A 19,978-nucleotide genomic window follows, 5' to 3' on the forward strand; every position below is an offset into this window, starting at 1 on the left:
AACGTAGGTGCGCCCATAAGCCCCTTGCGACTAGATTAAGAGCCATGGATCAAGCCAAGGACACTCGTCCGGTTGTTGCAGTAATTGGCGGTGGGCAGCTTGCCCGAATGATGGCGGAAAGTTCGATCGCCCTCGGTTTTGAACTTCGTGCGCTTGTTGAATCCTCGGATGGGTCAACAGGACAGGCACTCGCCACGTCGATCGTCGGAATGCCAGGCGATACCGACGCCGTTGCACAGCTGATTGACGGTGCGGATGTGGTCACGTTCGAACACGAACATATTCCGGCTTCGGTCTTTGATGTCGCCAAGGGCTACCTTCCAGCAGAGCCCCCGCGAACCGCGTTGCTGTATGCCCAAGACAAACTTGCAATGCGCGAAAAGTTAACCGAGCTGGGCATTCCATGTCCCCGTTGGGCGAAAGTGTCCACCCTTGAAGAACTCGCCTCTTTCGGTGATGCTGGCACGTGGCCGATCGTCGTGAAGACTCCGGTCGGCGGATATGACGGCCACGGTGTACGAGTGATTCACCAAGCTGAAGACGCCGTCGATTGGCTTGCCAAAGGAACTCTTCTTGCCGAAGACTGCGTCCCCTTCACCTCAGAAGTCGCCTCCCTGAGCGCACGTACTCCCTCCGGTCAGATCGCATCCTGGCCGGTCGCATCCACCGAACAGGTGGACGGAGTCTGCTCCGTGGTTACCGCGCCTGCTCAAGGCCTGACTGAGGAAACACGTGCCCAGGCCACATCGATTGGTGAAACGGTCGCGCGTGAACTTGGCGTCACGGGTGTCCTAGCCGTCGAAATGTTCGTCGTCGGACAAGGAAGCGACCAGCACGTCCTTGTGAACGAGCTTGCGATGCGCCCACACAACACCGGCCATTGGACGATCGATGGGGCGTTCACCAGCCAATTCGAACAGCATCTTCGCGCTGTCCTTGACCTGCCCCTCGGTTCAACAGACCTCGTCAATCCTGGAACACACGCGGTCATGGTGAACCTGCTTGGCTCCGAATTCGCCGACCCAGCACGCCACCTTGCCTCTGCGCTCGCAGACCACCCGCGCGCCAAAGTGCATCTCTACGGCAAAGAGGTTCGCCCCGGGCGCAAACTCGGTCACGTCACCGTCGTCGACAAGGACCCAGCCGTTGCACGCGCCGAAGCTGAAGCCGTTGTCGCCACTCTGCGTGGCTAACGCTCACATATTTCGCCTCTCGTTCTTCGTCACCGACGAGGCCGGGTGGCACTCACACCCCCGATCCGTAATCATGCCCGCATACATGACCCATTGACCGTTTTAGTGAAGGAGCCATCGATGACAACCGAAACACACCAGCTCGATATCACTCTGACAAAGACCGGAGACAACCCTGCAGTCGGTATCGTCATGGGATCCGATTCCGACTGGCCCACCATGGAACCCGCTGTTGCTGCGCTCGCAGAATTCGGTATCGCCTGCGAGGTGGGTGTGGTCTCTGCACACCGTATGCCCGAAGACATGGTTGCGTACGGGCGAAGCGCTTCCGCTCGAGGTTTGCGCGTCATCATCGCTGGCGCAGGCGGTGCGGCGCACCTGCCGGGTATGCTCGCAGCCCTTACGGAACTTCCAGTCATCGGTGTTCCCGTTCCTCTCAAACACCTTGATGGTGTCGATTCCCTGCACTCGATCGTCCAGATGCCGGCAGACGTTCCCGTTGCTACGGTTTCGATTGCCGGTGCGCGCAATGCTGGCCTTCTGGCGGCACGAATCCTTGGAGCAGGTGAAGGAGCCCAGGCCGAGAAACTGCGCGCCCAAATGCGTCAATTCCAAGTTGCTCTGCGTGACGTTGCAACGGCAAAGGGGAGCGCCCTAGCTGACACAGTGAAAGCTTCGTTGAGCTAAGCATTAACGCCAAGACAAACGTGGCTCCGCAAGATTCCCGCGGGCATCGTGGCTCGCATTGTGTGTGACGGAAGTACGACCTAGCTGGGCCTCGCCAATAGGTGGACAAAGGCGGAAGAAACCGACGAAGTCCTTTGAGGCGGCTATACGGTGACTAGGATGAGAGCATGAGCATTCTTGTCACTGGTGGCGCTGGATATATCGGATCCCACGTAGTCCGACTGCTATTGGAACGAGGCGAAAAGGTCATCGTTGTCGATGATCTTTCAACGGGCACAGCATCAAGGGTAGAAGACGCAAAACTCATCACTCTTGATATCGCTACCGATAGCGCAAGCACAGATCTTGCGAACGTCATGCTGGATGAAGACGTCACTGCCGTTGTTCATTGTGCAGCACGAAAGCAGGTAGGGGAGTCGGTTCGACGCCCCATGTGGTACTACCAGCAGAACATTGGTGGCCTCGCGAATCTCCTTCGCGCCATGAACGATGCTGGTATTGAACAGATCATCTTCTCATCGTCAGCCTCTGTTTACGGAATGCCGGACGTTCATATCATTAGCGAAGATACCGAATGCCATCCGATTAATCCCTATGGTGAAACGAAGCTTATAGGCGAGTGGATGATGCATGACTGCGAGGTCACATGGGGCCTCAAATGGATCGGGTTGCGCTACTTTAATGTTGCCGGTGCTGGCTGGGATGATCTAGCAGATCTGGCAATCTTGAACGTGGTTCCGATGGTTCTCGATCGTGTTGAACGCGATGAGCCCGCCAGGATTTTCGGATCGGATTATGACACTCCGGACGGTACATGCGTTCGCGACTACATCCACGTTCGAGATCTTGCAGAAGCTCATATCGCTGCCCTCGATGCTCTTGCTGATTCTCGTCCACTTCAACATAACGTCTTCAACGTTGGAACCGGGAGGGGCACTTCTGTCCGCGAAATCATTGACGGACTGCGACGCGTTGCCGGTTGGGATTTCGAAGTCGTTGAGGAATCGCGGCGTGCGGGTGATCCCCCCGTCCTTGTTGGGGACGCAACACGGATCAGTGAAGAACTCGGTTGGGTAGCACGCCATACGCTTCACGATATTTTGGAGTCAAGTTTTTCCGGCTGGCAGGCCGGACCTCGCCGTATCGACGTGACAAAGTACATGAAGTAAGTCTTCGATTACTTGCGGTGTGGGGGATGGTCGTTACGACCATCCCCCACACCCCGTTGCATGATCTTCAGCTTGAAACTGAGGAAATCCAGCGTCCTGTCGGTTCAAATGAATATGTCTTCTCGCCGATCTGGATAGTTCCAGTCACCATACGGCCAAGCTTTCCAAGATAGTACCAGCTTCCACGGATTGCTTGCCATCCTGTTGCAGGAGATCCGGAGTTAGACAGGTAGTACCACTCTGCTCCATCGAGTGCCCATTGGTTGGTTGCCATTGCGCCCGTGGGTCCGAGGAAATACTTGGAAGCCCCACCTGAAGTCTCGCGAACCCACGTGTTTGACTGCATCCTTGCATCGGGGCCAAAGTGATACCACGTGTGCCCGACGCTGTACCACCCGACTGCGCTTGCTCCAGAACCAGTTAAATAGTACCAGTCAGAAGCGAAGTGCTTCCACTGGTTCGTTTCCATCGCTCCCGATGAAGCCAGGTAGTACCAGCGTTCGTTGTCCTTCACCCATTGCGACGATGCCATCGAAGCATTCTCAAAGAAGTAGTACCAGACTCCGTTTACGCTGGTCCATCCAGTAGAAGCTGCACCTGATGCTGTCAGGTAGTACCAGGTGTTTCCAGATTGCTTCCACTGGTTCGTTTCCATCGCTCCCGATGAAGCCAGGTAGTACCAGCGTTCGTTGTCCTTCACCCATTGCGACGATGCCATCGAAGCATTCTCAAAGAAGTAGTACCAGACTCCGTTTACGCTGGTCCATCCAGTAGAAGCTGCACCTGATGCTGTCAGGTAGTACCAGGTGTTTCCAGATTTCCTCCACGCATTTCGTTCAAGAAAACCTGAAGGTGAAGCGTAATACCAAGTGCCGTTGTCCTCAATCCACTGACCTGACGCCATTGCGCCACTGGCTAAGAAGTAGTAGCTGGTGCCTCCGATGGTTTTCCATCCGGTTGCCGTTGCCCCGGATGCAGTCAGGTAATACCAAGCTCCGTTATCGCTCAGCCACTGATTAGTGACGGGATGCCCGTTGGAGTTGAGGTAGTACCAATGACCGTCACGCTGTGCCCAGGCGTTTGTGGACATAACGGCATTGTCGTCAAAATGATAAAGAACACCGTTCACTTCCTGCCATCCGGTGACAGCTTGGCCATCGGCATTCAAATATGACCAACGGCCATTCGAAGAAACCCACTGATTTTTTTGCAATGTGCCCGTTGAACTGAACAGATACCAAGAGGAGTCGATTTTGGCCCAGCCACGCGTCAGCTGTGCGTTGCTTCCTGCATAGTATGTTTCTCTATCGGTGTGGATCCAGTCATTCTCAGTTGCATAGGGGCTGTTCTCAAACCAAAAATATGTTCCGTCGCTCATGCGATGCCAGCCATATTGAGCAATAGGATGTCCTGCACTATATGCGGTCACATAGGGTGAAGCATTAAAACGTCTTCTGAAAAAGACATCGTTTCCGAGGTCACTGATGGTGAGTGCGTCATCGGCAAAATTCACAACGAGTGCCTGATAACCGGCTGCGAGAACCTCATCAACCGGGTACCATTCCGTTCCAATTCTTTCTAGAACTTGCACGGAATCAGCAAACATATACGCAAAAGAGCCAGTTTGAACAGCAATCTCGGGATGCAATGCTGTCAACATTTCTTCGCTATTCGACGTGTATGTTCCATGATGGCCAAGTTTAAGGAAATCAACGTCTCCGACTACTTGGGCGACCTCATGTTCAGCACCATGAGTTGTCTGAATATCTGAGGCCAAGAAAGCACTATGTCCGTGAGCAGTGACTTTCACGCCCCAAGCGATTTCGTTTGCGTCGGCGATCGCTCCTGCGTGGTGGTATTCCTCGCCGTAGTGAACAATCTCGATATGCATATCACCAAAATCGAATTCGGGTGAAGCGACCCCGGGATTATCGTCGTCGGGAATAAGGGGAGCTCCTGGTGCTAAATGCTGGATAAGATGTGCCCCAGTCTCTTTTGCCGCACTGACTAGACGGTCGTAGACATACTGGTTATCCCAAAGACGTGCTGGCTCGGTGATCCAAGAGTCGTCATATTCTGGTGTATAAACGCGATGCGGGCGATACCGATAGATGACCTCGTCGGCAGTCCCGATATGATCCGAGTGCGGATGGGTTCCTAGGTAAAAGTCGACGTTGGTTTCGTTGACACCGAGTGAATCAAGGTACTGAAAGAGCTTCTTATCATACGTTGTTGACCGTGTGGTGTTTGGCTGAAGCGGATAACGAGGATCCGAACCGTCAGGATAATCAGCATCTTCTCCTGAATCGACGAAAGCAAAGCGCCCATTCGATTCAAGAATAATGGCGTCACTTCCTTCAAACGCCATCACATGGATCTTGTCATCCGTTGCGCTTTTCGCCGGATGAGTAGGATTATCTTCCGCAAACGCTGGTGACGCTAGAACGGAACTCCCCAGAATAATGCTTGTAGTAATCGTTAATAATCCGATTATTTCACGTGAGTGCGCAAATGAACGGGGGGGGGTAGTTCGACATTCTCGGTATTCCAGTCATGATTCAAGAAGGGCTACGCAGTAGCGCAGGTGGGACAATCGCAATCTTATCGTATAGATACCGAACAATACTGAAACTGAGAATTAACCGTTGAAGATATTGAAATCTTCGGTGGAGAGTGAGCCTGAACGCAGCTTCTCAAAGAAATCAGGGGCTGTTGTTCCTTCAAGAAGGACAGCAGAGGTGCCCATATCAGTCTGATAGTTAATCTCGTCGATGGGGGGAGCGCCGATCAATCCGTTATTCGATGCAGAGCGGAACGCCAAAACAAGCTTCCCAACATCGACAACGGACGAATCCTCATCGACAGTGAAAGACTCAGAGCCAGCTCGCTCAAGGCGCAAAGTACGTGCAGGGTTAACAAATGTTCCGATGCTTGCGGACTTGTCAATAACTTTTGAAATCACCTGACGTTGCCGCTCAGCACGACCAATATCGCCCTTCGGATCCGAGTAGCGCATACGTGAGAAGGCTAGGGCTGTCATCCCATCAACGTCGCTACATCCAGCTTGCCAGACAAGCCCAGAAGGATCATCGCTGACATCACCGTCGAAACATACATTGATTCCGCCAACGGCATCGACAATATTCGCAACGCCACCCATGCCGACCTGAACATAGTGATCAACGTGCAATCCGGTCAGATTTTCAACTGTCTGTGTCAGCAGATTTGCTCCACCATATGCGAAAGAAGCATTGATCTTGTCCCAGCCGTAGCCGGGGATCTCCACGTAGCTGTCGCGCGGGATGGAGAGGGCTGTTGCTTGACCATTCTGAGCGACGTGAACCAACATAATGGTGTCCGAGCGATCATTCCCGTCAAAATCATCCTGCACTGCGCCGTCTGCGCGGGAATCAGATCCTGCTAAAAGATAGGTTGTACCGGGCGTGTTCGCTCCGCTTGTCAAAGCGTTTGTTCGACCAAGGTGAGAATTAGCATCCCACACCAAAAAAGCTCCCCACGCAACGATCAGGACAAGAAGGGCGACCACAAGGGAGACGAGTTTGCGTCCCCAATGAGCAGAACGTTTCTTTGGTGCTACAGGGTGACGAAGCGACGCTTTCGAAGAGACAGCGTTCGTTGATTGACCCCGTGGTTGAAAGCGCTGAACAGAAGACGTGGTTGTTGACATTCCACGTTGGCGAGATTCCTGAGTAGGTGGAGTATGAGTGATCCCGCTAGGCTTCGACATCGTGCGACCCGGAGTATAAGCAGGGGGATTTGCTGTTTGCCGATGCTCGCTTGAATCTGAGTTTCGCCCCACGCGATGTTTGCGTCCGGGAGCAAAAGATGGAGGAAGATTTTCAGCAGGTTGGTCAGCGGTTGTTGGGAGCAAAGAACGCTTCGGCATCTGTTCATCTGCTGATTCTGATCCGATTCGCCACGCATGCGGTTCGGCATCGTCTGCCGCAATACCGCTGACACGAGGGCGTTCACGGAGCCGAATAACGGGGCGCTGAAGAACCTGATCCTTCGAATCTGCTCCCGATTCTGAGGACGAAATAGCTCGCTGTTCGACAGAGAGGCGAGGAATGCCCGGAGAATCAGGGTGGCGTGTCTCGCCATTCACCTTCTTTACATCCGCGCGTGTAGGACGCTTTCGACCAGATGAAGGGACGAAAGAGGGAGGTTCGGTGCTCATCGGTTCGGGGGACAGGTTGCAGGGACAGGTTGAGCGGTGTCGCTGGAAGCAGATGATGCAGTATCTGACACGGCAGTCGTGTCAGATTCATCTTGTTCTTCAATGACTCCGCCGGAAGAGGAGGAAGAAGCCTGAGCAACTGATTGAGTGGAATCAGCAGGTGCGTCTTCATAAGGGATCGTCATGTGAGCCCCGGTCCCGTCGGTGTACTCTGTACCTCCCGGTAGCTGAGTGTCAGTTGCTAATGCCTGCCACAATGGTCGCGAAAGGTATTCAATCTCAATCACTCGGTTGGGATCCTCGGGGGCTTCAGCCCACGGCATCGTTGTGAAGCGAATGTTCGATGCCTGCAACTTCAGCATGGAGGCAAACAGACCGGCATCAGCGTTAATGTCGCCGAAGTTCGGTGACACTGTAAGAGAAGCAATTGCTGCCTGAACGAAAGAAATCAGGGCGGGGAAATCAGTAATAAAGTTTCGGGACAAAAGTTCACGAAGCGCTGCCGCGATCAGCTGTTGCTGGCGTCCAATACGAGAAATATCTGAACCGTCGCCGACATTTTTACGAGCGCGCGCGTACGCTAGCGCGCTATTCGCGTCGAGGTACTGGCACCCTGCCTCAAGATCGAGACCGGACGCGGGATCGTACATTTCTTCAGGAATATCTAGCCACACGCCACCGACAGCATTGATCAACCCTTTAAAGCCGGTGAAGTCAACAACAATGAATCCGTCAATCGTTAAACCAGTCAGTTCTTCGACCGTTGCTTTGGTACAGGCAACGCCACCTGCCAGATCGTTTGTACCGGCACCCATTGCAAATGCTGAGTTAAACATTCCGTAGTACGACGACGTAATCGAACCATCTGAACGCATACACGAAGGGATATGGGTCAGAAGATCGCGAGGAATGGAGACAAATGTGACTTCCGAACGATCGGCGGAAATATGGGCGATCATCGTCGTGTCGGACTGAATCGTCGTCAGTTCTTCGGCGTCACCGTAGTCAGAGCTTTGGTTATAGCGTGAGTCGACACCGGAGACAAGAATATTGATCGGTTGTCCCACATAAGCATCGATGAGCTTCATTGGTTCTGGTTTGGTGGATTGAGGTGCCTCAAGCGCAGAAATATCCAGCGACGCGTTCTTCACCTGATTGGCAAGGCTCCGATAGACGAAAGCCGCAGTGGAGCCAACGAATAGCGTCACGGTCAAAAGAGATGCGAGCACGGTTCGCAGAACACCAAAACGGAAGGGGTTCCGTGCGGCATGCTGAACCAGGTTTGCCCGATTCTTCAACGTTTTTTTACTCATCGGTGTCGATCGTAGCGTGAATAGAAGCGTTTTCGGCGGTTGGGCACCCAAAAGTGGCGTTTTTAATCGCCCGTGTTGTTCAGAGTGGTACTTGGCTCACTTGAGGGATTCCCGGGCTCGTCGGTGGTGTGAGTATGCGTCGTCAGAGGGGATTCGCGCGAAGGTGGGTCGTTGCGAAGCGCGACTTGGCGGGCAAGAAGAGTGATTCGTTTTTCCAGCGCCATGGAATTGCGATACGACGCGCTCATCTGGGCGAGTACACAGATAATGAGGGCGTAGACCAAAAGGTTAATGCCCCGTTCTACACCGACAACCCGCGCAATCTGGTTCAGAAGTGGCGGATACACAATTGTGATGATGGCAAAGATAACGATGACGAGGATCAGTAGCCGTTGGGCGGCAAGATGCGATTGGCTTTGAACTGGGCGAACCAGTAGCCACGTGACAAGGGCAAGACCGATGATCAGTAGGGCGCGGATAAGAAAATACTCTGTCATCATCGCTCCCACATAAGATCAACAAGAATATTGACGCCGTTTAAAAGGGATTGTCCCTTAGCTTGCGAATAGTCCGAATACGTGATGTGGACCGGGTACTCAGCATAAGGCAAGTGAGTGCGTGCCAACTGAGAATTAATCTCCGAGGCGTGTGCCATGCGGTTGTGATGCAGGTGCACGTGGCTAAAAGCATCACGGTTCAGAGCTCGAAGCCCGTTGTGTGCATCCGACAGACGAAGCCCCCCGAGTAGACCGGAAATGAATGCCACTGTTCTTAGCGCAACGCGACGTAGTAGCGGAACGGACTTGCCGTGTCTTCCTAAGAAACGAGATCCAAGCACGAAACCCAGCTGATTCTCTTTCCCGTATTCCACCATTGAACGAGCATCTTTCGGATCGTGTTGACCGTCAGCATCAAAAGTGACAATCCAGCGCGCCGATGTATGAGTCTTCACCCATTCGATTCCTGTTTGCAGAGCTGCGCCCTGACCAAGATTGATCGGGTGGGTAATGACAGTGGCTCCATGTGAGCGGGCGACCTTGGCAGAATCATCGTTTGACCCGTCGTCTACACAGAGAATCCGAGAAAAATAAGGCATCAAAGCATCGATAACGGTGCCGATCATCTGTCCCTCGTTGTACGTAGGGATGATGATCCACGTATCGTCATCAATCCTCATGACCGCTATTCTCGCACTCTTATATGCAGCGTGGCGACGTGAGTGTATGGGGATGAAGAGCATTGAGAGGAAAGAAACGTCGCCGGTACAGTAGGAGTGTTGCCTATGAAAGGATGACCGGTGAGTATTCAAGCAAGCGCGGATGTGAGCGAGAACGCCTCAGTTCCGCCTTCGTGCGCGGTTTGGCATTGCGCTCAGATTCGCGAGGCCGCGATTCTGGGCGAGAACTGCATCATCGGTCGCGGCGTGTATATCGGCGAAGGTGTCAGGCTGGGAGCTAACTGCAAAGTTCAGAACTATGCCTTGGTGTACGAACCTGCCCTATTGGGTGACGGAGTTTTTATTGGGCCAGCAGTCGTCCTGACAAACGATCATTTTCCACGAGCAGTGAACGTAGATGGCTCCATCAAATCTGCTGATGATTGGCAACCTGTCGGCGTCACAATTGGTGATGGAGCTTCGGTGGGCGCGCGAGCTGTTGTGGTTGCTCCCGTCTCAATTGGTCGTTGGGCGATGGTTGCAGCAGGCGCTGTTGTTACGCGAGATGTTCCAGACTATGCCCTTGTCGCTGGTGTTCCTGCCCGACAGGTTGGCTGGGTAGGAACGGCTGGCGTTCCACTGAAAGAGATTGAGGGACAACCGTCGCGTTTGCGTTGCCCCAAGACGGGTGAAACCTACACTGTCGTTGGCGATACTGTCCTGACGAAAGACGATGACTGATGCCTGCAATGATTCCTGCCGCCCATCCCCTTATCGGCGAAGAGGAAGTAGACGCTGTTTGCCGAGTTCTACGTTCTCGAATGCTTGCCCAGGGTAAAGAAGTCGCCGCATTTGAAAACGAGTTTTCAGCTCAGCTTGCTGGTGGCGCCAATGCCGTTGCCGTTAATTCAGGAACTTCTGCGCTTCATTTGGGTCTTCTTGCATCGGGGGTCGGCGTCGGCGACGAGGTTATTGTTCCGTCGTTTACTTTCGCGGCAACGGGCAATGCAGTTGTACTCGCCGGAGCAACGCCTGTTTTTGCTGACATTGATCTTGATACGTTCTGTCTGAGTCCCGCTTCGGTTGAAAATGCAATCACTGAGCGAACGAAAGCCATTATGCCGGTTCACCTCTATGGTCATCCGGCGCCGATGAATGAGCTGAAAGCGCTCGCGGACAAATACTCGCTTATGCTCTTTGAAGACGCGGCCCAAGCACACGGGGCTCAGCTTGATGGTCAATTCGTTGGAACATTTGGAGCATTTGGAGCTTTCAGTTTCTATCCGACGAAGAACATGACATCCGGTGAGGGTGGCATGGTGACGACAACGGATCAGACGATTGCACGAAACGTTCGTCTTTTGCGTAACCAAGGTATGGAACAACGGTATGCGAATGAGCTGGTTGGCTTGAATAACCGCATGACCGACATCCATGCGGCAATCGGGCGGGTGCAATTGACGAAAGTTGGACAGTGGACCAAGCAACGTCAAGCTCATGCCGCATTCTTTGACACTCATTTAGAAGGAGTAATTGTTCCTCGTGTCGCTGAGGGAGCGACTCACGTATATCACCAGTACACGATTCGTCTGATTGATACTGATCGAGACCGTTTCATGAAGGCATTGGCTGAGGAATGGGGAGTGGGAAGCGGAGTGTATTACCCGATTCCGAATCATAGGCTTGAGTCATTGAAACCCTATGCGCCATCGACCGAACTCGACAATACGCTTCGCGCTGCGCGCGAGGTATTGTCGTTGCCCGTATATCCATCCTTGATCGACCAGCAACGTGAACGCATCGTTGAAGCCGTGAACACGCTTGCTCGCGCTGGGGCATGAGGTTTCGATGACTATTCGTTTGGGTATCGTTGGCGTTGGCTCAATGGGGCGCCATCACGTTCGCATTGCTCGACAAACCGATGGAGTTGAGCTGGTTGCCCTTGTTGATCCAGCAGGAGATCGCTTTGGTGTCGGCAATGACATGAACGTCCTGCCTAGCGTTGATGACATGATTTCCCAAGGTATTGATGCGGCGATCGTTGCTGTACCGACGGTGTTCCATGAGCAAGTGGCACTGAGCCTTGCTGACGCTGGTGTTCACACATTGGTTGAAAAGCCACTTGCCACGTCATACGAAGCGGGCAAGAAGATCGTTGAAGCATTCGATAATGCTGGTGTTATCGGTGCTGTTGGCTACGTTGAGCGCTGTAACCCTGCGCTCATGCAAATGCGTCAGCGCATCGCTGGCGGTCAGCTTGGAAGAATTTTTCAGATTTCAACCAGGAGGCAATCACCTTTCCCGGCGCGCATCTCCGACGTCGGTGTAGTGAAGGATCTGGCAACGCACGACATTGATCTTGCGCAGTGGGTGACGGGGAGTAGCTATCGGACAATCTTTGCCCAAACGGCGTATCGTTCGGGGCGCGAAGATGAAGACATGCTGGTTGCTTCGGGCTGTTTGGATAATGGCATCTTGGTCAACCACCAGATCAACTGGCTTTCTCCCTATAAAGATCGCACGACGATTGTCGTTGGAGAGAAGGGGGCCCTGGTCGCCGATACTGCGATGGCGGACCTGACGTTCTACGAAAACGGCTCAACACGCGTTCAGTGGGATCAAGTGGCAGCTTTTAGGGGTGTCAGTGAGGGAACAGTGACTCGCTATGCGATTGATAAGCGTGAACCTCTTGTTGTTGAACAGGAGAACTTCCGCGATGCGATCAACGGTATAGGGGCGAATCATGTTTCGATGCGTGAAGCTTTAGAGACCCTACGAATCACGGAAGCGATACTGGAGTCTGCGCGCGAAGGGTACGCGGTGACCCTGTAACAAATAGGGGCTCAATGGCGTGATACTGGTGAATTCACATTGTTTCCATTAACAACATGTGTCACACTAGCAACATCTGTCACCGCGTTTTGGAGTAATTGTGCGCCGATTGTCTATTGTGTCGCTTCTGAGTGTGGGCGCGTTAGCTGCTGCTCTTGCCCTTCAGCCATCGACGCCTTCGACTGCTACTGACTTAGTTCTTCCCTCTGACATGGATGTTGCTCCTGCCACGGTTTCCATTGCTGATATTCATGGCATGGAAGACATCGCTGAAGCTCCCATGGAAGAAAAAGTCGCTCCAAGTGAATACGGAACTGGTGAAAGTGAAGATCCGTTCCTTGTTGAGGTTGAACAGCGCTCTCTTCACAATGCTTCCGAAGTAGTTCCCGAAGAGAATGAAGAATCTGTTCTGCACGTCGCGTCTGATCTTCCTTCAGGTGTTGTTATTGCCGGTGTTGTGTTCGAAGACGGTATTAAAGAAGGCGCAGTCACGATCGCATACCGAAGCGAAGCCGATGGTATGTGGTCTGGCTGGACAGACGTCGAACTTGAGGATGCTGTTGCTGAGACAATGACGCAGAGCACGAATCCCATTTATCTTGAGGATGCCTCGAAAATCGAAGCTGTCGTGAAAGCGGCGCCTGGCACTGATACTGATGTCCAGGCCCTGGGGAACGTTCATATGGCCGTGGTGTACACCGAAACCCAGGAAAATGAACTTGGCTCTGATTCTTCGTTGAAGAAGGTTGACTTTAAGGAGCAATCAGACGCGCGTGCAGTGAATACTGTTTTACGAGGTGCTTCGTACAACACTGGAATGCAGGGACTGAATATTTTGTCCCGTGGAGAATACGGTCTGCCGCGGTCGTCAGGTTGGACTCTTGAAGCGATTAAGCCTCAGGGTGTTGTTATCCATCACACTGCCTCGGCAAACGACTACTCCAAGGCAGACGCCGCGGCGGTGGTGAAGGGGATTTGGAATTTTCACGCTAACGTGAATGATTGGGGTGATGTGGGCTACCACTTCCTCGTTGATCGCTATGGCACCGTATATGAAGGTCGCGAAGGATCTTTGACTGGCTTCTACGAAGGCGGTCATGCCTACGGCGCGAACACGAACACGCTGGGCATTTCTGTTGTCGGAAATTTCGTCTACGAAGAACCGCCATATGCAGCTCAGAATTCCGTGGCAAAGGTTGCTGCGTGGCTGTTTAAACGAATCGGTATCGAGGATCCCTACAAGGGTATCTGGGTTCAGGGTCAGCCAGCCGGTGGTCGTTGGATTCCAGCATTGTCGGGCCACCGTGACGTTGGGGGAACAGAGTGCCCAGGTCAAGCGTTCTATGACAAGCTTCCGCGTCTGCGTAAGGTTGTTGCCAGCCTCGTTGAAGGCAACAACGCGTGGATTGACGGAGCAGGCAATGTTCAGGAGAGGCCCAGAGCTGTTTCCGCTGAAGGCGGGCGTCTTTCGGGTGCAGACCGTGATTCCACCGCAGTTGCCATTTCGCAAGCGCGTTTCCCCTCGGGAGCGACGACAGCCTATCTGGTGAACCGTCTGTCGCCGGTTGATGCTTTGGCTGCCGGCGTTGTTAAAGACGGACCAATTCTCTTCGCTTCGCGCGGGGGAGTGAAGCCTGAAACAGTCAACGAAATCCGGCGCCTTGGTGTTTCAAAGGTCGTCATGGTTGGTGGAACCGGAGTCTTGCCAGATTCGCTCTGGAACTCGCTTCCGGGTGTTTCTCGGGTGCGCTTGGGCGGAGCTGATCGTTTTGATACTGCTCGTCGTGTTGCTTCATACGTGTTTCCCACGAGATCCGCAGCGGTTTACGTTGCAGATGGCTTGGGTGTGAACGGGGTTGGTTCAGCTGACGCTCTGGTTGCTGCGAACGCCGAAGACGGGCCGATTCTCTTGGCGAAGCCGGGAGTTGGCTTGGATAGTGCGTCTGCTTCTTTGGCATCAAAGCTGGGTGGAAAGAAGTATCAGCTGGGCTCGGTGTCCCTAGCTGCTGGCGCCACCTCGCTCGGAGGGACAGATCGCTACTCCACGTCGGTTGCTTCAGCGCGTCACTCGTATCCGACAAAGCCTTCAATTGTCTATCTTGTCCGTGGCGATGTTTTCATGGATGGTGTTGCATCAGGCACCCTCACCGATGGTCCTCGTCTGTTGACCGAAACCGCTTCATTGCCCTCCAGTGTCTGCGACTACTTGAAGGACGTTAAACCCAAGAAGGTTGTCGCTCTCGGTGGAACCGGTGCCGTTTCAGACGAAGTTCTCATGAAAGCCCGGATGTGCGCAGCTAGATGACCAGAAACAGCAAAGTGGGCGTGTGAGGAATACTCCTCACACGCCCACGGTGTTTTTTCGGTAAGTCGCTCGCTCACAAGGCTCACGAGTGTGTGAGTTGACTGTAGATATCCCGTAGTTGCTTGGTTGCGCGTGTGATACTGCGATTCTCTTTGACCCAGCGTGACGCACGCTGAGCGCGTTCTTCGCGCTCAGACTCGTTCATGCTCAACAGGGCTGTCATCTGGGATGCAAGGGATTGCACATCGCGCTCCGTTACGAGATGTTCACTCCACGATGGTGCGACCATTTCAGGAGTTCCACCGACCCGATTCGCGATAACGGGGGTCCCGCACGCTTGCGCTTCAAGAAGGACAAGTCCGGCGGCTTCGGCTCTACCGTTCGTTGTTTGGGTGGGGAGTACGAGGCCGGTCGCGCAACGCATCCACTTGCGGACCTCTTCCTTTGTTGCGCGTCCGAGCACGTGAATTGATGGGTCGGCGGAAGCGGCCTTGTCGACTTGAGAACGTAGCGGCCCATCTCCGATCAGGACAAGGCGATGGGGGTACGAACTTAAGAGGGAATCGTGAGCAGAAAGCAGGTCGGGGATCCCTTTGAGCTCGCTCAGCGCTCCGACGAAAAGCAGGATTGGATCATCGGTGGCAAGCGGAGATTGTTCGCCGGTGATGGAAGAAGTGGCGGGAGTCCACCAGCTGGTGTCGACGCCTTGGTAATGAACAGTCAGTTTGCGGGCATCTACTCCAGATTGAACAGCTTTGTCAGCAAGGAACCTCGACACGGCGAGCACCTGTGTAGATTGATGGAACGCAGCCTCAATATTGAGGTCATTCCAATATGCGCCGGCTCTTCTCGGTATAGAGGGAAGATGGATTCCAAGGTTGGAATGATGATAGGCATCCCCACCGTGCACGGTTGTCACCAGTGGAACACCGAGCTTGCGTGATGCTCGAGCCGCTGGAAGAGACCACGTTGCCTGCTGTTGATGAATGATGTCGGGGTGGCTGGCAACAATCATGCGTGTCATGGCGTGCCCATACGCCCATTTCGCAGCGCGTTGAACTGTAGGGGCAAGACGATCGGGAACCACCTGGAGAACAGGAATGCTCATTGATGGATCATCGATGAACGCCGTACGAGTCACGATGGTCCAGTCGATATCCGGCATTGCGAGCGCATGGGCGGTGGCGAAATACGTGGGAGGAATCGACAGGGTACCTTTGGCAAGTGTGACTTTCATTCGGTATCTGCCTGTTCAACGGTCATGGGCGCCACGCCACTAGTGCGTGGCGTAACGGGGTAAGACTCCGTATTGTCAGACTTATCCCAGACTCTAGCAACGCGAACCGTGAGCGCGGTGAGGCCGGCAAGTAACAGTGCCTGGACGATGGAGACAACCCAGAGCGTGGTGACGATCGGAAAGCCTGCGCCACCCATGATATGGATGATTCCAAGGGGAGTTGCCGCATACATGCACGCGAAAGCGAGCATCAGACCTTGCCTGTCTGTGACAACGAAAACCGTTGAAATCGGCGATGTCACGACATTGAGCAGAAGCCAGGGGAGGAGGGCTTGAGCAATCAGCCCAGACTGTTCCCAACCGAACCCCAAATACCAGGGGAACAACGAAGGAGCGATCAAGGCAAGCAGAACGAAGGGGCCGATGGAGGCAAAGAAGGATAAACGGATCGACCTGAGGACTGTGGCCAGCATTGTTCCGCGGGGTGCAACCGCGAGGGAACGATAGGTCACTTGAGAAACTGCGCTGGTAATCAGAGCTACGGGCGCCTGCATGAGGAGCCACGCTTTGGCAAACTGCCCCTGCGGATCAGCTGAATACCACACGCCAATCAGCAGGACGATTCCGTTGACTCGCACAGCATCAACCAACACATTGGGAGCGTTAAGTAATGGCATTCGCCGGTAGCGGCGCAGGAGTTGCTTCGTGGTGCGTCCGCCAGTCTCGGGGGCAACGAGGCTCGATCGGCCACGATACAGCAGAGCAGAAGTAGAGAGGATCTGCCCGAAGAACTGGCTGAAAATCTGACCCGTTAGGGGAGCTAAGCCAGCAAATGGGGCTCCGATGCGGCTCAACTCAATACCGGCAGAATTGAGCACCCTATTTGATGAAATGGCTGAGAATCGTTCGAGCCGAGTGAGCCAGTAATTCATCACTGACGTGACGGAAAGGCACATGACAACAATGCCTGACCAGCCAAGAATCCCTGCCAATTCCTCGTGGTTTAAAGCGCGGGAAATGGGGCGGGCAAAGATCCAACAGAGTACGGACGTCAGCGCTGAAACGATGGATGTCAGCGTGAGCGAAACGCGGACAAGGCGTCGCGCCTCGTTGTCACGGGCGGGAAGCACGATTGCCATGTCGTATCTGCCAGCACTCACGCCTGCGACAATCTGCGGAACAGCAAGGAACGCGGCAAACGATCCAATATCTTCGGGAGTATAGAGACGCCCGATGATGGGGGTTGTCACAAGGACAATCAGCTGTGCAATGACGGTTCCCGTCAGAAGCGTCGAAATATGTGCCAGCTGAGGATGCTCAGCTCGCATTCGACGCAGGATAGACGAACCCATACGTGCAATTGTGCCATTACGGTGCCTGCTTGGAGTATCAGGGGAGAGTACTGCACACTTAAAGGGTGAAACGACGACGCTCACCATCGCGATCACAGGCTCGTGTCGTTATTGCGACTCGTACTTTTACGCCTGATCCAGCTGCCGCGGCACTTCGCTTGAGTGCTCTCGCTCGTGCCCTGCATGCGCGCGGGGCTCAGGTGAGTGTTTTCACCTCAAAGCCCGAAAAATCACTGCGGAGCCTCCCACTCCCATCGTGGATGAACGATATCGACGTCAGGCGCTGGCCGGTTCTTCGTGACGCAACGGGAGCAGTACGCGGATACGTTCCCTATATGTCTTTCGACCTTCCGCTCTTTTTCCGCCTGCTCACGGCGAAACGCCCAGATGCAGTGGTCAACGAACCGCCGCCGACCACCGGTCTTGTTACCGCTATCGCATGTGGTATACGGCGTATTCCTCACATTTACTATGCGGCGGATATCGTGTCGGACGCGGCGCGCGCCCAAGGAACCACTGGACTTGTCGTTGACGCGGTGACGTGGATGGAACGAACCGCAATGAAGCGAGCAACGGCAGTCATCGCCGTATCCCAGGGGGTCGCAGATCGAGTCCAGGCCATTTCAGGTCGGGAAGCGGTCGTCGTCCCCAATGGCATTGATACGACCCGCGATGAAACAAGCGACGGCAAATTGAGCGGGGATCGTGGCCTCGTCCCCGAAGGATTCCCCCAAACTTCAGGCCCCGTCTTCCTTTACGCGGGCACAGTCGCCCAGTGGCTCGCTCCGGAGATCTTTATCGATGCGTTCGAAAAGGTGAAGGAGAAGCTTCCGGAGGCGCGCCTCATTTATTTAGGGCAGGGGAGTGCGTGGGCGCAGTTGCGCGATCGCGCTCGCGGGATTGCTGGAATTGAATTCCACCCAACTGTCAGCGCCGAGGAAGCCCAACGCTGGTACGCGCTCGCCACTGCGTCGCTTGCCTCAATGAAGCCCGGCGCCTACGACTACGCGTATCCGACGAAGATTTTATCGTCCCTTTCAGCGGGAACTCCTGTTATTTTTGCTGGTCCCGGGCAGGCTGCACTCGACGTGGCGGAAGCAAACCTGGGGTGCGCAGTTGATGTAGATGTCGATGCGGTGTGTGATGCGATGGTTGAGCTGTCAACTCTTGATGACAATGATCCGCGCTGTGATCGTGCGCGCCTTCATCGCTGGGTTGTAGAACACCGATCGGTTGCGGTCTCATCTGCGCGAGCTACCGCAATCGTGCTGGAAGTGGCTCAATCTTCACGCTGAGTTTCAACAGGGGGTCACTTCGGGGAACCTGCGACTCAATGTGCTGATGTGGGAGCGAACTATTCGTTAAGAACATCCCAACATGTCGCGCATGATTCCGCGTGCGACTTCAGCTTCCTTCTCAAAGCAGAGCTCGGGTGCGGCGGTGTGCGAAGCCTGTTTGAATTGGTCAACCACTTCTGGTGTCAGCTGGCGCAGGGAATCAACGATTTGAGGAACCTCGTACCCGGCGGAGATGACGCCCAGTTCGTGTTCTTCGAGTAAAGCGGTCATTTCAATGCTCGGCCCAATTGCCAGGGCAAGACGTGCCTGCACAAAGTCGAAGAACTTATTGGGTAGCGTGAGGCGTGCGTTTGTTGTCACCGGTGGCATCCAGAATGCACCAATGTCGTAGGCGTTCAGGGTGGCCGGCAGGTCAGCGGGAGCGACAGGATCGTGGAAACGAACGAGGTCCGAACCGGATGCTCGCGCCTTCAATTCTTTGAGATAAGCGCCCTTATCCCCACCGGGCACCACGTACAGGTCAAGGCTGAAATCGCCGTCCGTAGCCAGGGTTGCGTCGATCGTTGTTTCGAGGCTACGCCCGGGCACTGCCGCACCCGAATGGACGATGCGTAGTGGCCTGTGTGTAGGAGTAGTTGATGGCGTGAGGTCCGCGAAAGGAGCGGCATTACGCATGAGCTGCGGGCGAACACCATAACGGCGCTCGTAGAGCTTCATAATTTCTGTGCCAACCGTCGTCGCATTCGCGACCCTGGGAAGATAACGCTCACAGACCGAATCGATCCACGGCGCAATAAGGATCCTCCACGCTGCAACGTGGGTGCGCTCTTCAGGTGCCCACTCGTGCAGGTCAGCCCAGATCGGTGCAGACTGGGCGGCCTCGTACGCAAGCGGAAGTGCGCGCGCATCGTTGGCGATCACTGCGTCGAAGTGACGTGCCCGTAAGTCGTCAATGACTGCGCGCGTGCCGGGGGCTGCCAAGTCCGATGCGCGGTGGCAATGAAGTGCCAAGCACGCAACTCCCAGGGGAGTCTGGGGCAACGAGGCCGCGCCTGCTGGGATTTCAACATGATGCGTGGAATAGGGCGTCGCAGGACCGTATCCGCAGGTCGTGATGTCACCAAACTCAGCAACGACGCTGAGCTGACGCAGTACGCGGGCATCGCGCATAAGCGGAGAAAATGAGAGGACCAGAATCTGGGGACGTGACATGGAATTCATTCTATCTATCTGCTGTG

Annotated in this window: 16 protein-coding genes; 8 read left to right on the forward strand and 8 right to left on the reverse strand. The window is 54.4% G+C overall.

Translation table 11 applies throughout. The annotated features are described in order from the left end of the window. Nucleotides 1–44: 44 nt before the first annotated feature. From QP442_RS04025 to galE, 3 genes are all read left to right on the forward strand, one after another. Complete coding sequence (locus tag QP442_RS04025) at nucleotides 45–1,193, forward strand: 5-(carboxyamino)imidazole ribonucleotide synthase (protein WP_285069649.1); 1,149 nt, start codon at nucleotides 45–47, stop codon at nucleotides 1,191–1,193. Nucleotides 1,194–1,313: 120 nt separating this feature from the next. Then, nucleotides 1,314–1,880, forward strand: a complete 567-nt coding sequence (gene purE / locus QP442_RS04030) for a 5-(carboxyamino)imidazole ribonucleotide mutase (RefSeq protein WP_285069650.1) — start codon at nucleotides 1,314–1,316, stop codon at nucleotides 1,878–1,880. Between the two features lie 167 nt (nucleotides 1,881–2,047). Continuing rightward, nucleotides 2,048–3,049, forward strand: coding sequence for a UDP-glucose 4-epimerase GalE (galE, locus tag QP442_RS04035; RefSeq protein ID WP_285069651.1), 1,002 nt, complete (start codon nucleotides 2,048–2,050; stop codon nucleotides 3,047–3,049). A gap of 67 nt (nucleotides 3,050–3,116) precedes the next feature. On the opposite strand, the gene QP442_RS04040 is transcribed toward galE, so the two are convergent. The 5 genes from QP442_RS04040 to QP442_RS04060 form a co-directional block, all read right to left on the reverse strand. Continuing rightward, nucleotides 3,117–5,417 (reverse strand): MBL fold metallo-hydrolase, encoded by a 2,301-nt coding sequence (locus tag QP442_RS04040; RefSeq protein ID WP_285069652.1) that lies wholly within the window; start codon nucleotides 5,415–5,417, stop codon nucleotides 3,117–3,119. Between the two features lie 270 nt (nucleotides 5,418–5,687). Continuing rightward, complete coding sequence (locus QP442_RS04045) at nucleotides 5,688–7,247, reverse strand: LCP family glycopolymer transferase (protein ID WP_285069653.1); 1,560 nt, start codon at nucleotides 7,245–7,247, stop codon at nucleotides 5,688–5,690. Further along, nucleotides 7,244–8,560, reverse strand: a complete 1,317-nt coding sequence (locus QP442_RS04050; RefSeq protein ID WP_101627543.1) for an LCP family protein — start codon at nucleotides 8,558–8,560, stop codon at nucleotides 7,244–7,246. Before QP442_RS04050 ends, QP442_RS04045 begins: the two co-directional genes overlap by 4 nt. Nucleotides 8,561–8,622: 62 nt before the next feature. Further along, nucleotides 8,623–9,057, reverse strand: coding sequence for a DUF2304 domain-containing protein (locus QP442_RS04055; protein ID WP_103632006.1), 435 nt, complete (start codon nucleotides 9,055–9,057; stop codon nucleotides 8,623–8,625). Beyond that, nucleotides 9,057–9,737, reverse strand: coding sequence for a glycosyltransferase family 2 protein (locus QP442_RS04060; protein WP_101627541.1), 681 nt, complete (start codon nucleotides 9,735–9,737; stop codon nucleotides 9,057–9,059). Before QP442_RS04060 ends, QP442_RS04055 begins: the two co-directional genes overlap by 1 nt. A gap of 120 nt (nucleotides 9,738–9,857) precedes the next feature. Here QP442_RS04060 and QP442_RS04065 point away from each other — a divergent pair, with 120 nt between their 5' ends. The 4 genes from QP442_RS04065 (at nucleotide 9,858) to QP442_RS04080 (ending at nucleotide 14,853) form a co-directional block, all read left to right on the forward strand. Next, entirely contained in the window at nucleotides 9,858–10,457 is a 600-nt protein-coding gene (locus tag QP442_RS04065) for an acyltransferase (protein ID WP_006681370.1), read from the forward strand. After that, nucleotides 10,457–11,557, forward strand: coding sequence for a DegT/DnrJ/EryC1/StrS family aminotransferase (locus QP442_RS04070; protein ID WP_103632005.1), 1,101 nt, complete (start codon nucleotides 10,457–10,459; stop codon nucleotides 11,555–11,557). The genes QP442_RS04065 and QP442_RS04070 overlap by 1 nt, the downstream gene beginning before the upstream one ends. Before the next feature lie 7 nt (nucleotides 11,558–11,564). After that, nucleotides 11,565–12,548, forward strand: a complete 984-nt coding sequence (locus tag QP442_RS04075) for a Gfo/Idh/MocA family protein (protein ID WP_103632004.1) — start codon at nucleotides 11,565–11,567, stop codon at nucleotides 12,546–12,548. A 100-nt stretch (nucleotides 12,549–12,648) separates the two neighbouring features. Continuing rightward, the gene (locus QP442_RS04080; protein WP_103632003.1) at nucleotides 12,649–14,853 is read left to right on the forward strand and encodes a cell wall-binding repeat-containing protein; all 2,205 of its coding nucleotides are present in this window, start codon (nucleotides 12,649–12,651) and stop codon (nucleotides 14,851–14,853) included. 82 nt (nucleotides 14,854–14,935) lie between these two features. On the opposite strand, the gene QP442_RS04085 is transcribed toward QP442_RS04080, so the two are convergent. Together QP442_RS04085 and QP442_RS04090 are read right to left on the reverse strand one after the other, a co-directional pair. Then, nucleotides 14,936–16,090, reverse strand: coding sequence for a glycosyltransferase (locus tag QP442_RS04085; protein ID WP_006681366.1), 1,155 nt, complete (start codon nucleotides 16,088–16,090; stop codon nucleotides 14,936–14,938). After that, complete coding sequence (locus QP442_RS04090) at nucleotides 16,087–17,442, reverse strand: oligosaccharide flippase family protein (RefSeq protein WP_181002095.1); 1,356 nt, start codon at nucleotides 17,440–17,442, stop codon at nucleotides 16,087–16,089. The genes QP442_RS04085 and QP442_RS04090 overlap by 4 nt, the downstream gene beginning before the upstream one ends. A gap of 65 nt (nucleotides 17,443–17,507) precedes the next feature. Here QP442_RS04090 and QP442_RS04095 point away from each other — a divergent pair, with 65 nt between their 5' ends. Then, on the forward strand, nucleotides 17,508–18,737 hold the full coding sequence (locus tag QP442_RS04095) for a glycosyltransferase (RefSeq protein WP_103632001.1): 1,230 nt from the start codon (nucleotides 17,508–17,510) through the stop codon (nucleotides 18,735–18,737). A gap of 66 nt (nucleotides 18,738–18,803) precedes the next feature. Here the strand turns inward: QP442_RS04095 and QP442_RS04100 are convergent, their stop codons facing one another. After that, entirely contained in the window at nucleotides 18,804–19,952 is a 1,149-nt protein-coding gene (locus QP442_RS04100) for a hypothetical protein (protein WP_219810868.1), read from the reverse strand. Between the last annotated feature and the right edge of the window lie 26 nt (nucleotides 19,953–19,978).

This window comes from Pauljensenia sp. UMB1177 (assembly GCF_030217965.1).
GTDB classification, from domain to species: Bacteria; Actinomycetota; Actinomycetes; order Actinomycetales; family Actinomycetaceae; genus Pauljensenia; species Pauljensenia turicensis_A.